The sequence below is a fragment of the Paraburkholderia sp. BL6665CI2N2 genome (assembly GCF_004366535.1).
Lineage (GTDB): Bacteria > Pseudomonadota > Gammaproteobacteria > Burkholderiales > Burkholderiaceae > Paraburkholderia.
On sequence record NZ_SORC01000001.1, the window covers coordinates 4,314,513 to 4,326,401 of the forward strand.

The 11,889-nt window shown below is 56.8% G+C and carries 9 protein-coding genes; 5 read left to right on the forward strand and 4 right to left on the reverse strand.

Going from position 1 to position 11,889, the window contains the following annotated elements; genetic code table 11:
• Positions 1 to 58: 58 nt before the first annotated feature.
• A complete protein-coding gene (gene bfr / locus B0G81_RS19205; RefSeq protein WP_134138005.1) occupies positions 59 to 535 on the reverse strand; it encodes a bacterioferritin in 477 nt (158 codons plus the stop codon).
• Positions 536 to 1,243: 708 nt separating this feature from the next.
• Between bfr and B0G81_RS19210 the strand changes: the two genes are divergently transcribed.
• Both B0G81_RS19210 and B0G81_RS19215 read left to right on the forward strand, forming a co-directional pair.
• The gene (locus B0G81_RS19210; RefSeq protein WP_134138006.1) at positions 1,244 to 3,043 is read left to right on the forward strand and encodes a cytochrome P450; all 1,800 of its coding nucleotides are present in this window, start codon (positions 1,244 to 1,246) and stop codon (positions 3,041 to 3,043) included.
• A gap of 36 nt (positions 3,044 to 3,079) precedes the next feature.
• A complete protein-coding gene (locus tag B0G81_RS19215; protein WP_134138007.1) occupies positions 3,080 to 4,135 on the forward strand; it encodes a pyridoxal-phosphate dependent enzyme in 1,056 nt (351 codons plus the stop codon).
• A 167-nt stretch (positions 4,136 to 4,302) separates the two neighbouring features.
• On the opposite strand, the gene B0G81_RS19220 is transcribed toward B0G81_RS19215, so the two are convergent.
• Together B0G81_RS19220 and B0G81_RS44745 are read right to left on the reverse strand one after the other, a co-directional pair.
• Positions 4,303 to 4,848 carry a thioesterase family protein gene (locus B0G81_RS19220; RefSeq protein WP_134138008.1) on the reverse strand — a complete coding sequence of 182 codons (546 nt, stop codon included), beginning with the start codon at positions 4,846 to 4,848 and terminating at the stop codon, positions 4,303 to 4,305.
• Positions 4,849 to 4,942: 94 nt separating this feature from the next.
• The gene (locus B0G81_RS44745) at positions 4,943 to 5,197 is read right to left on the reverse strand and encodes a hypothetical protein (protein ID WP_243856541.1); all 255 of its coding nucleotides are present in this window, start codon (positions 5,195 to 5,197) and stop codon (positions 4,943 to 4,945) included.
• A gap of 525 nt (positions 5,198 to 5,722) precedes the next feature.
• On the opposite strand from B0G81_RS44745, the gene B0G81_RS19230 reads away from it, so the two are divergent.
• A complete protein-coding gene (locus tag B0G81_RS19230) occupies positions 5,723 to 7,057 on the forward strand; it encodes a site-specific integrase (RefSeq protein ID WP_166679027.1) in 1,335 nt (444 codons plus the stop codon).
• 830 nt (positions 7,058 to 7,887) lie between these two features.
• Here B0G81_RS19230 and B0G81_RS19235 read toward each other — a convergent pair.
• Positions 7,888 to 9,552 (reverse strand): P-loop NTPase fold protein, encoded by a 1,665-nt coding sequence (locus B0G81_RS19235; protein ID WP_134138010.1) that lies wholly within the window; start codon positions 9,550 to 9,552, stop codon positions 7,888 to 7,890.
• 710 nt (positions 9,553 to 10,262) lie between these two features.
• Between B0G81_RS19235 and B0G81_RS19240 the strand changes: the two genes are divergently transcribed.
• Both B0G81_RS19240 and B0G81_RS19245 read left to right on the forward strand, forming a co-directional pair.
• On the forward strand, positions 10,263 to 10,568 hold the full coding sequence (locus tag B0G81_RS19240; RefSeq protein WP_166679028.1) for a hypothetical protein: 306 nt from the start codon (positions 10,263 to 10,265) through the stop codon (positions 10,566 to 10,568).
• 202 nt (positions 10,569 to 10,770) lie between these two features.
• Positions 10,771 to 11,538: a hypothetical protein gene (locus B0G81_RS19245; RefSeq protein ID WP_134138011.1), complete on the forward strand. Its 768-nt coding sequence runs from the start codon at positions 10,771 to 10,773 to the stop codon at positions 11,536 to 11,538.
• The last annotated feature ends 351 nt before the right edge of the window (positions 11,539 to 11,889 follow it).

Genomic DNA, 11,889 nt, shown 5'->3' on the forward strand with positions numbered 1-11,889 from the left:
CTCAGCCCGATCCGCCGGCGTTCAGTTCGTTGTCAGTCGAACATTTGCCAAAGCGAACTCACTCCGGCGAGTCCATGCCCGATTGCAGATAGTTCTGAATGCCGACCTTGTCGATCAACTCAAGATTCGTCTCGAGCCAGTCGATATGTTCCTCGGTGTCGTCGAGAATATGGGTCAGGATCTCCCGCGAGATGAAGTCGCGAACCGATTCGCAATAGACGATGGCCTCCTTGCAGGTGGCCTGCGAAATCTGTTCCAGCTTCAGATCGCACTCCATGATCTCTTTGGTTTCTTCGCCGATTAGCAGCTTGTGAAGGTCTTGCAGATTCGGCAGGCCGTTCAACAGGAAGATGCGCTCGATCAGCAGATCGGCATGCTTCATCTCGCCGATGGATTCGTCATATTCATGCTTGCCGAGCTTGACGAACCCCCAATGCTTGTACATGCGCGCATGCAGGAAATACTGATTGATCGCGGAGAGTTCGTTCTTCAGTTGCGAGTTCAGATATTCCAGGACCTTTGGGTCGCCTTGCATATTACCTCCGTGTTTCGTGTGCGAAGCCCCCGGCGCCGGCAAAGGACGATGGATCGGGCAGGATCTTCAGTGGCATTGCACCAACACCGAACCTGCCTCGCGTCTTGTATTTTTGGCCGTTACCCCAGCATAGCGCATCGAACTGGCGGGACAAAAAATGAGAATCGTTACCAACGCCTGACGGCAGGCTGGCGCCGGTACAGCCGACGCATGGCAAGCGCCGTGCCACCGGCAGCGCAGGTTTTTTGCCACCACGACGACAGCCGATTCGACCTGCGCAATGCGCTGCAGAGTTCGTAGCACGCGGGAAGATTCCCGACCCTGGCAAACGCTCGCAATCCGGCAATCGACAGCCGGGTCCCGGATGCGCCGAAAAGGCGGCACGACACTAGATAGCGTGCTTGGCTCCCTTCGATAAACGACTAGTATGGTTGGGTGAGTGCCCTCCTCGGACCTCGGGGAGTACAGCATGGATCGCGACTTGTCTGTCGTACAGACCCGGCACAGGATTCCGCCCTGAAGCCCGCTCACGACGCCAATTAAATGCGGTGCGCAGTGACATGAACGCGCCCGCTTCCTCACGCCGCGCAAGAACCTGGTTGCACGTTGCAACGCAAAAACGTTCGCCGTCGACAAGACGCCGGAGCCTCTCTTGTGTTCACACGATCAATGAAAAACGATGCCTGCCCGGCGCGAAGGAGCGACAAAATGAACGCGAGTCTTCAGGCAGTGCGTTCGGGTTCCCCGGACACGATAGTGATAGCGCGCACGAAAGAACTTGAAGACGACGGCATCAAGGCGGCGAACGTCGACGGGATCGATCTGATCGTTCTTCGCCACAGTCACGCCATTTCGATTTTTCAGGGACGCTGCCCGCATCAAGGCACTCTCCTGTCCGAAGGCACAGTCAAAGACGGTGTGCTCACCTGCCGGGCACACAGTTGGCAGTTCGACTGCTCGTCAGGCTGCAACCAGGGACCGGTCAGTTCGAATCTGAAGCGCTTCGACGCAATCGTCGAGGACGGCGAAGTTAAAGTCGATCGCAACGAGGTGCGCGCGTGGAATGCGCAACGCGCTGACCCGGCTGGGACAATACCGTGCCGCGAATCTCCCGTGAGATCGCTTGCCCAGCTTCCTGGCCCAAAGCGCGTTCCGTTTCTCGGCAATACGTTGCAACTACGTCCCGAGAAGCTGCACCTCGTCCTCGAACAGTGGTCCAGAGAATTCGGCCCTGTGTACACGTTCAGATTGATCGGCCGCCCGTTCGTTGCGATCGCCGATCCGATTCTCATCAGCCAGGTCTTGCGCGATCGCCCCGGCGCCTATCGCCGCTGGAACGTGATCGAAACCGTTGCGCGCGAACTGGGTATCAACGGCGTTTTCTCCATGGAAGGCGAGGCCTGGCGACGGCAACGGCAACTCGTCGCCAAGGCACTGGATCCTCTGCATTTGCGTGCCTTCTTTCCGCTGCTCTGCGAGATGACGCGTCGGTTGCTGCAACGCTGGGAGAAAGCGAATCGCGATCAGCAATCCATCGATATCCAGAAGGATCTGATGCGATACACGGTGGACGTCACCACCAATCTCGCGTTCGGATACGACATGGACACCATCGAGAGCGAGGGCGACGTGATCCAGCGGCACCTCGAAGTCGTGTTCCCGATGATCAACCGGCGCATCAACGCGCCCTTCCCCTATTGGCACTACGTCAAGCTACCCGCCGACAAGACGCTGGATCGCGCGTTGATTGCGGTTCAGGCGCTCACGAAGGACCTGATCGCCGCCAACCGCGCGCGGCTCGCGCAGCGCTCGGAGACGGACGCGATGCCCACGAATCTGCTCGAGGCGTTGCTCATGGCGCAACAGGAAGGAGAAGCGCCGCTGACAGACGACGAAGTGCTGGCCAATGTGTTCACCATCCTGCTGGCCGGACAGGACACGACGGCGAACACCATCGCCTGGGTGGCGTACTTCATGGCGTCCCTGCCAGACGTCCAGCGAAGAATGCAGGAAGAAGTCGACGCCGTTATCGGATCCGCGGCCATGCTCGAAGATTTTGACACGGGTGATGCGCTCCTCTATCTGAACGCGGTCATCAGCGAGTCCATGCGGCTCAAATCCGTTACGCCCGTTCTCGCAGTCGAGCCGAATTACGACGTGCAAGTGGGCGACATTGCCATCCCGAAGGGCGCGGTGCTGTCGCTATTGACGCGCGAGGCAGGTTTGCAGCAAGGCGGCCATTCGAGGGCCGACCTCTTCGATCCGGAGCGCTGGCTCACCGGCGAGAGTGCCGCCAGCCATCATCGGGCGGGGTTCATGCCGTTCGGCTCGGGACCGCGTCTGTGTCCGGGACGCAGCCTCGCCTTGATGGAAGTGAGATCGGCTGTCGCCATGCTGTGCCGCAACTTCGATCTGCTGCTGGTGAACGACGCGGCCGAGGTGGAGGAAGTGTTCGCGTTTTCGATGGTGCCGCGAAACCTGCGCATCGAATTGCGTCGGCGTGGCTAGTCGATCTCTTCAAACGAATACGAAAGCGAGGACATCATGAGCTTTCCTGGCATTCTGCATCATGCGCGCACGTCGTTCGGGAATGATGTCGGCTCGGGCTATCTCGGCGACGTTTCCCGAGCCGATATCGAGCGCGCATCGGAGACGATCCGGGGAACCGTCGTCCGCACACCGCTGTTGCCCTACGCCGCTGCCACGGATCGAAGCGTGTTTCTCAAACCGGAGAACCTTCAGCCACGAGGATCGTTCAAGATACGCTGCGCGCTGAATGCGGTATCGAGCCTTACGGCCGCTCAACTGGCGAACGGTGTCTATACGGCGAGCACCGGCAACTTCGCGCTTGGCGTGACCGAAGCGACGAGGGTTCGCGGCGCGGACGTCAGGGTGTATGTCACCGATACCGCAGCAAGGAGCAAAATCGAGGCGCTTCGCTCGCTGGGCGCCGAGGTGATCGAAGTGCCGTACGAAAGATGGTGGGCAATACTGTGCGGTGAAATACCGCCCGGCGAAACCGGCACATTTCTGCATCCTTGTGCGTGTCGCGATGTGGTCGTCGGCGACGCGTCGATCGGACAGGAGATCCTGGAAGACCTGCCGGATGTCGACGTGATCCTCGTGCCCTTCGGCGGCGGCGGGTTGATCATGGGTACTGCGCTGGCGTGCGCGCATTGGGACTCGCGTGCGAAATTGTATGCGTGCGAAAGCGAAGCGGCGGCACCGTTCTATTCTTCTCTTGCGGCCGGCGCTATCGTTGAGGTATCTGTCGACTCGACGCCGATGATCGCGGGCATCGGCGTCTCGACCGTGCTCGACGCGAATTGGCCATACCTCAATGCGTTGGTGGACGGCGTCATTGTGTCAACGCTTGAGGACACGGCCGAAGCTATCCGCTGTCTGGCGAAGCACAATCATCTTGTCGTCGAAGGCGCGGGCGCGGTTGCGCTTACCGCGGCCCTCCACCCTTATTTTGCCGGTAAGCGCATCGCCGCTGTGCTAACTGGAGGCGGCATCGATATGCATGTTCTGGCTTCAGTGCTGGCTGGCGACCGGTCGGCGTATCTCATGCCGTCGCAGCTTCGTAACTATGAATAGAACATCACTTCGCCGCAGGCGCATACGGAAGTGCAAGCGTGGCTGGCGCTCCTAATGATCGATTGGGCGCGTGGTATCAGTAGTTCGTTCAGGATGCCGTTTGATGCGGGCGCGCCTGGACCCGCACGACAGAGTGCTTACCGACGCGTGACGGTGCTCGCATCCTGTTAACCTGGAATAGACGAAGCCGACGGAAACACCATCCCTCCTTCGGCCTCGCTCCAACGCGCGACCCATTCGGGCAACGTGGGCGATGACTGCGTCACGCCGGACAGTTGCATTAACTCGGCAGTAGTCACGACACCGCCGCTTCGCTTCAGAAAGCGTGCCCGCACGACGGCCAGCGCGACTTGCGCATTGTCACGCACGAATCCTTGTTCGATGAAGATGTGCTTGTCGTCCCAGCCGATCACGCGGGTCCGGACGTCATAGCGATTGCCGAGTTCGAGCGAGCGGTGAAAACGCATCGTTTCCAGCGTGACGACCGGATACCAGCGTTGTGCCTTCAATTGACGCCACAAGCCGCTGCGCATCATCAGATCGACGCGTGCCAGATCCAGGATCGTGAAATAACGACCGTTGTTCATGTGAAGCAACACATCTAGGTCATTCAACCAGACGCGAAACGGCGTGACGCACGTATCGAGCACATGCAGCCGGCTGCGGCGCTGGCTGGTCAATATCAGAAGCAACAAACGAAGTAGCAAACTCATGGGGAAACCCGTTGATCAAGACGCGCCGCACGCGGCGGGCAAACGTGCATGGTAGACGGGCGCGTGGGATACGGGATGCGGGTGATGGGTAAATCTATAGAGCGCTTATTCGAAAACGAGCGGCTGCGATCGAGCCGCTGGTCGTAGACTCGAGCACCGGCTTGCTCGAGATCGAACGAGCCGAGCCCAAATGTCTCAGCGCCCTTCCGCCGAATGGCTCATTGGCCGAGTTGCAGCAGAACGCAAAGCCGCCGTAACGTACGTGCGTCGGAAAAATTTCTGTTAGAAAGCGCGGCAGCGTATCGTCGTTCATCGTTAATAATGCGCCGAAAGCAATCTGGATCATCACGATGGTCGCGAGATGCCGAATGATCCAAGCGTCATCATAACGGCGTTTAGGTCCGCGGCCGGCAAGGGGATAGTCGTCGCCAAGCGGCTGTGCGAGAAGAGGGTCAGTCGCGTTTCAGTGCAGGCCCTGATGTACAGCCTGCCTCGCGTGAAGCAGTCTCACGTTGCCGCGTGCGAGAGGCTCGGGCCGGAGTGGTGCGCGGCTCAAATGATGTGATCGTGATAGCGCGACGAACGATGGCAGCCTTGCCGCGGTGGCGGCCAAAAACGAAAAAGCCGCTACGCCTTACGGCGTGCGGCTTTTTAATCTTGGTCGGGGCGAGAGGATTTGAACCTCCTACCACCTGCACCCCATAAAGGTAAAGCATCGTCCGACAACATGCGGAAATTTCCGCAAAGTCCTTATAGATCAGCCAATAAACAGGATTTCATAGTTCATTGACATCCAGTAAAATTCACCGAAATCCACCTTTTTTTCGGACACGGTTCGGACACGGGTCGGACGCGGACACTTCGGGAGCACATTTTGGGACGACTGACAGCACGCACTATCGACGCAACGAAGCCAAGGGCCAAGCCGTTCAAGTTGACTGACGGGGACGGCCTACAACTTCGCGTGGCGACGGACGGCGCGAAGACGTGGCTAGTGAGATACATGTTCGATGGCAAGGAACGGCAGTACCGATTGCCTGAACCATACGGCGATGGGCCGGGCCGTATCGGCCTGAAGGATGCCCGTGACCGCGCCGCCGAGATTCGCGCACTGGCCCGCTCAGGGATCGACTATCAGCAACGACTTGTAGACGAACGCGCCGCCGTCGAGCAGGCCCGTAGCGCTGCGCAGGAAGCCCAAGTAGCCCTAGAGCGCCGTCTGAGCGTGCGCAAGCTATTCGAGCGATGGGCCGCCATGGAACTTGCTGGCCGCAAGGACAAGGGCGCAGAAACCAAGCGCGGCATTGAGAAAGACGTACTACCCGCCATCGGTGACCGCTACGCCGAGGAAATTACGCGGGCCGACGTCATGCATGTGCTCGATACGGTAATGGCGCGTGGCGCGAATCGACTGGCGAACCGACTGCTATCCGAACTCAGGCAAATGTTCGGGTTCGCGCTTGTGCGGGAAATTGTCACGACAGACCCTACGCATGGCATTGCAAAACGCGACGTGGGCGGCAAGGATACCGAGCGCGACCGGGTACTCAGCGAGTCCGAGATTCGCGCCCTGCCCCCCGCCCTTGCTGCGGCACACCTTCTTCACTCGACCGTGCATGCGGTCTGGCTGATGCTGGCAACGGGCGCACGGATTGGCGAAACGACGCGAGCGCGACGCACGGACATTGATCTCGAAGCAGGTACATGGACGATCCCGAAGGAACATGCAAAAAATCAGCGTGAACACGTCATCTATCTCTCCGACTTCGCGCGGCGGAAAGCTGAAGCATTGCTCGCACTGTCCGATGACGAGGTATGGATGATGCCCTCCCGGCAGGGCGAAGGCTCTGTCTGTTCGAAGAGTATGACAAAGCAAATCGAAGACAGGCAACTTGCCCACTACAAACGTGAGGCGCACTCAAACCGGACGGCGCACGCTCATGCACTCGAATTACCGGGCGGCAAGTGGACGCCGCACGATCTGCGGCGAACAGCCGGGACACTGATGGGCGAGCTTGGCGTGGATAGCGACGTGATCGTCAAGTGCCTCAACCAGACAGAAGAGCATAAGGTGAAACGCATCTATCAGCGTCAGGTGCGGCTCAAAGATCAAATTGAAGCGTGGCAACTGTTGGGCGAGCGGCTCGACCTGTTGACGCATGCGGACGCGGCGAACGTGGCGACGCTGCCCGCCCGAAAGAGCGCGTGAACAAGGACGTGGGGTGGTAGAAAGCTATTCCAATCGCGTCCAATCCTTCAAATTGCCACATCGATTGTAGGCCGTGCCGTGCAACCATCGCACGAGCATCGTCTTCAGTGGCCGCACGCGAAAACCTGTTGGAATGGCGTATTCAGGCAAACGAAAGCTTGTAGACTGTTTTTCGAACAGCAGAACAACTGTGGCTCTTACAAGATCAGACGTGACGGCGAACCCATCGTATATATACGTCGAGGTCCCGAAAAAGCTGGAAGACAAATACTATGCCGCCGCCAGCATAGGCCATGGATTTGGGGTTGTCGGAACGTACAAGTCAAACATGGAATATCAAACCGTAGTGGGCGAGAGAAAAATTATGCCCGTCTTCGTCGCCCAGTATCTAAAATTTTGGTGAGGCGTGGTGGCAGACAACATGTGAAGGTAAGGCGGCTGAAACACGGCGAGCGCAGTGGATCGTGCACTCGTATCAGCGGCGTGACCAAAGCGCAGAGAAGCGCACGACGTTTCTTCGACATACGCCGTTTCATGAATGAACGACGCCCAAGGCTACAAGGTCAAGGATATCGGCTGCATCTGCCCTCGGAAAAACCTTGACTGACCGCCTCAGGGCGTGAAACGGACCTTTGATTCTGCCGACAGCGGTCGTTCAAAATCCTCTCGCGGGTCCCTTCCCCCGGTCTGGCGTTGCTTATCCCGCCTGACATTGCACAGACCCGAATCTGACGCTGGCACGCTCGCAGGATTAGCGCTACCGAAGCGATTCTGGCAAGCGCGGCCTACACAGAGAGTCCGCCAAGTCGCGCGCTATTTCATATCTTCGGCTACCTACGCAAGCGACGGATCCGAATCTCATTGAGTTTCGATTCTGTCGAAATCTGATCCAGCGCTGCGCTGACCACGCCTGCAATCGGTTCTGTTTCCTCGCCCCTCCTGTGCGCGGCCCGGTAGAGGTGATCAAGCAACGGCCGGAGACTGTCACCCTGATATTCTTTGAACAAAGTCACAAAGTCGTCGGGAGAAGCCGTCAACAGCGCGGCCTGCAACCGACCGTCCCAATGTCCCTCCTCGACAAGGATCGCCGCCGCCGCATCCAACTCTAGCGGCCCCTCGTTTTCCGTCACCATCTCCGCAAAGCGTTTCCTGAGCGTCTCGTCATTGATGTCTTTGCTCCACGGCGAATCGTCGATCCTAAAGAGACCGGTTCGGTCCGCATTGAGCTGTACGTATCTCTCGATCAAGGCGTCGGCCTCGGCGCTGAAATCCAGTTCGCGAAGCAGCCGTACAGTGCTGTTCAAATTGAGCGGAGTTATGACAGTTGCCGCAACTTCAACGGCGTCGACGAACTGCTGCACCAGCTGTTCGGCTGTTCCGTCGATCCGGTCGTGGAATGTGTTCCACGCGGCGGTAAAGACGGCGTCTAACTGCCCTCTGCCTACGACTTCGTCCAAAGCCTGAGCGTGCTTCACTAGTTCCGAGCCGTGCGCATAGCCATTCTTGAGTATCGACAGCACTTCCGTATCGAATTCGTCACTGTGCAAGAACCCACAAGCGTGCAGCTTTTCTCGCCACACATCATCGATTGCCTCGCTGCCCTCCCGCATCGCGGCGGAGAACCAGTTATAGCTAATAATATGTTCAGGTTTCGGAAAGCCCCGGCCCGATTCATATAAAGCCCCTGCAAAAACGGCGACGGCGATCGCCCCCTGTTTCTTGACGTCTTCGGAGCATTCGGGGATAAGGCCATGAACAGTAGTAAGTCCATGAGCGATTTTTTGAATGGTGCGGATATTGTTGATATCGAGCTTTTCGATGCAAGGAGCGACGTATTCACGCATTGGCGTGTCAGCGGGAAGGCCGATTTCGATGGCTTCCGCAGCGGTCGTGACAAACTCCATCTTCTTGTCTATGACCTTTTCGCTAGCCCGTTCGTACTGCTTTGCCCGCTCGCCTAGCTGTTCTTCATTAAAGAGCAGAATGATCTTGCACTGGGATTCAACCTTTAGTTCCGAAACAAGGCCTAAAAGGTCGTCCATCTCAATGCCCGAGCCGAGCCGCTCGATATCATCAATGCATACGATAGTCTTGCTAATAAGCGAAGTTGCGACGGTCTCCAACAAAACCGTGACCTGCTTGCCGACAATGGGGATTTTGTCCGCCGACGCCGTTATGGCTTTCCAGATTGCCAGTCCGCGCCCCTTTGCGAAGAACGTCTCAGCGCTCTCGACGGCTTTTTCCAGCTTGTCATGTTGAACGGGAAAACGCCTCGTCTTGACCAGAATCATGGATCGCAATTCGCCGATCGATTTTGCGCCAAACGCGGAGACGTACGAGTACCAGCCAAGCGAACCGGTGCCGGTATAAGAATCAATCATAGAATAAAGGGCGTAGGTCTTGCCAACACCCCATTTCCCGCTAATCGCCAAAACCTCAGAATGCTGGCTGTCTAGAAAGTCAAATATAACGTTGTCGATCACGCCCCGGATCATGTGCCTTTCCTTTTTATGGCCCACCATTTTCGGCGGCGGCTTTGCCCCTGCAAAACCTAAATACTAGCTCCAAGCGCACGCACGCTGGCAAGCAGCGTGTCTGCTGTCAGCGCCTCTACAGCCGCGTTTCGCGGAGTGTAATTTTCGTTGCGTCGGTCATGTAGTGTCAGTGCCGTTTCGAGCGCCACAAGTGACACGCGAAGCTAGGCGGCTGAGTCGCGATGCCCTCCGCCGACATTCGACCCAAGAGCGGCGAGCGTCTGCGCAAACCAGTGCTTTCCTCAATAGCCAAATGTTGTCACGCCGCTCTCGGATCAGACGGGAGGTTAGGTCGGGAATCCCGATGCGCAGTGCATCAACGTCCCCTTCCTGGTCGATCCGAGCTGTTAAAGCTTCGATCTCATTCATCATCGGTTTCCGAAAACTTGCCCGGGAGCAGTGTAACCGACAGGCGCGAGCGATTAGCTACGGTGCGGACTACCGATTGTTGGCGATTTCCGCAATCCTTCGAACGTCTCAAATTGGCCGGTCTTGCCTGTTGGGGACCCGCGGGACACCACCCGTCCGACGCTGTCCCGATTCGCAAAATCAACCCTTGGCTCCGAGACAATCGTCTCGGCGGAGTGGTGACCTCGCGTCGACAGCACCCCGTTTGTAAGGTCGTTGTGCAACACTTTGATGTCACCCTATCGTCGACGCAGGTGAAAACGATGGATCAGCCACGCACGGTCATTACCGCCCCCATTCATTGCGCCGACTCGGCGGTGTGGTTTTCCGCCTTTCGGTTCGGCTGGGGATACCGCTCCTTCGCGCTGCCATTTGAAGTCGTTTGCGAAGAGCTTGGTGCTCGCAATGAGACTGCACACCAGGTGCGACTCGCGTTCGAGCTGAACAAACACCGAATTCTAAGGGCCGTCCAGCAATATGGAGCAGCTTCTGCAACTGGCGAGCGCATAACGCTGTCGGTGGCAGATCTTCAGCGCGAGACGCCCGAACTCGAGTACTTCGGAGCATAAAGGCGGATGCGCTTGACCGACCCCTGCCTGACGGCGATCGGCCGCACGCGACCCAGTTGAGCCACACAGATAATTCTCTCGGCCGTCCGCTTTCAGCCGACCGCACCTAATCGGTCCACCTAGAACGTCGATCGACTGTCGAGACGCGCGCCCTGACTGAAGGAAACGACTAACATTAGCCGATAGAACCGATGGGGGTCACATGTTTCGACCGCTTCGCGAGCGCAAGTTTCCCCAACTGACGCGCAAAGGCTTTCTTGTCCACAAGCCGGAGCGAAATGTTATAGAGGCGGTTAGCGCGACGTTGCGACATCCACTATTGTTGATTGTTGCAGGTTTCATCCTGACAGGAATGGTGGGCACCGCCTTGCAATATCAGCATCAAGAAAATGAAAAATCAAAAGATGCGGTAGCAAAATCCATGGACGACGTTAGAAAATCAATTGATGATTTTGCCGGCTCCTTCTCTGAATATGATTTAAGGACGAATCGATTGTTATGGGTTATGAGCCACAAACCAACTCAACCGTCTTTGGATAAAGCGGTCGAGCAATATGATGCAAGCTTTAGTCGCTGGCTTATGAGTCGGGAAATCGATACAACTATCGTGGACCATGCTGTGAGCGAACGCAGAGATACAATTACAGGCGGCTACTGGTCCAACATTGAGGCAGCGTCGAAGCGGTTGGATGCTTGCATTGAAGAAAACTTGGCATCGCCAGGACCAGCATACATCAATTTTCAACCAGCAGTCATTTGTCATTTGTCAAAAGAAAAATCCGTCTCCGCACCAATCTTATTAGGCAATATTGCTCGTTGCGTCAGAGTTTATGTAATGGCTGTGCGACCGAATCCGCGAAACGATTTCGAATCATTTTCATATTCATTTTGGCAAAGCAAGATGATTGCGGCCATGGACGCTTACGAATTGCCGGAGATTTGTAACGATTCTGCTTTTGAGAAAAACTGAGAATCGGCGACCTGACGTTGCGATATTGAAACAGCGAATAATCCTGTACGTTATTAAATGGTCCGTCGACCGTTCGACTGGTGCTCCTTTAGCTTCCTCGGCGTGTAGTTGAATTTTGTCGTTTCTTGAAAATGCACTGATAATCATGGTCCTGTTCTGAAGTTAGCAATTTCATCGCAGCGTCTCGAAATTGATAAGTGCTTTGATTATCTTAAAATGGACGACAATACAAGGTCAAAGTGCTATCGACAGTCGTATCCAGTCGTCTTTCGCGAGCGGACGGTCGTGAATCTTCTCTGGGTGACCGGAGATGGCCGATCCGCGCCCGACGATCGAGCGCGACGCCCACTC

Coding starts and splice junctions, on each gene's coding strand:
- bfr (WP_134138005.1), bottom strand. CDS start 535: ATGCAAGGCGACCCAAAGGTCCTGGAATATCTGAACTCGCAACTGAAG.
- B0G81_RS19210 (WP_134138006.1), top strand. CDS start 1,244: ATGAACGCGAGTCTTCAGGCAGTGCGTTCGGGTTCCCCGGACACGATA.
- B0G81_RS19215 (WP_134138007.1), top strand. CDS start 3,080: ATGAGCTTTCCTGGCATTCTGCATCATGCGCGCACGTCGTTCGGGAAT.
- B0G81_RS19220 (WP_134138008.1), bottom strand. CDS start 4,848: ATGAGTTTGCTACTTCGTTTGTTGCTTCTGATATTGACCAGCCAGCGC.
- B0G81_RS19235 (WP_134138010.1), bottom strand. CDS start 9,552: ATGATCCGGGGCGTGATCGACAACGTTATATTTGACTTTCTAGACAGC.
- B0G81_RS19240 (WP_166679028.1), top strand. CDS start 10,263: ATGGATCAGCCACGCACGGTCATTACCGCCCCCATTCATTGCGCCGAC.
- B0G81_RS19245 (WP_134138011.1), top strand. CDS start 10,771: ATGTTTCGACCGCTTCGCGAGCGCAAGTTTCCCCAACTGACGCGCAAA.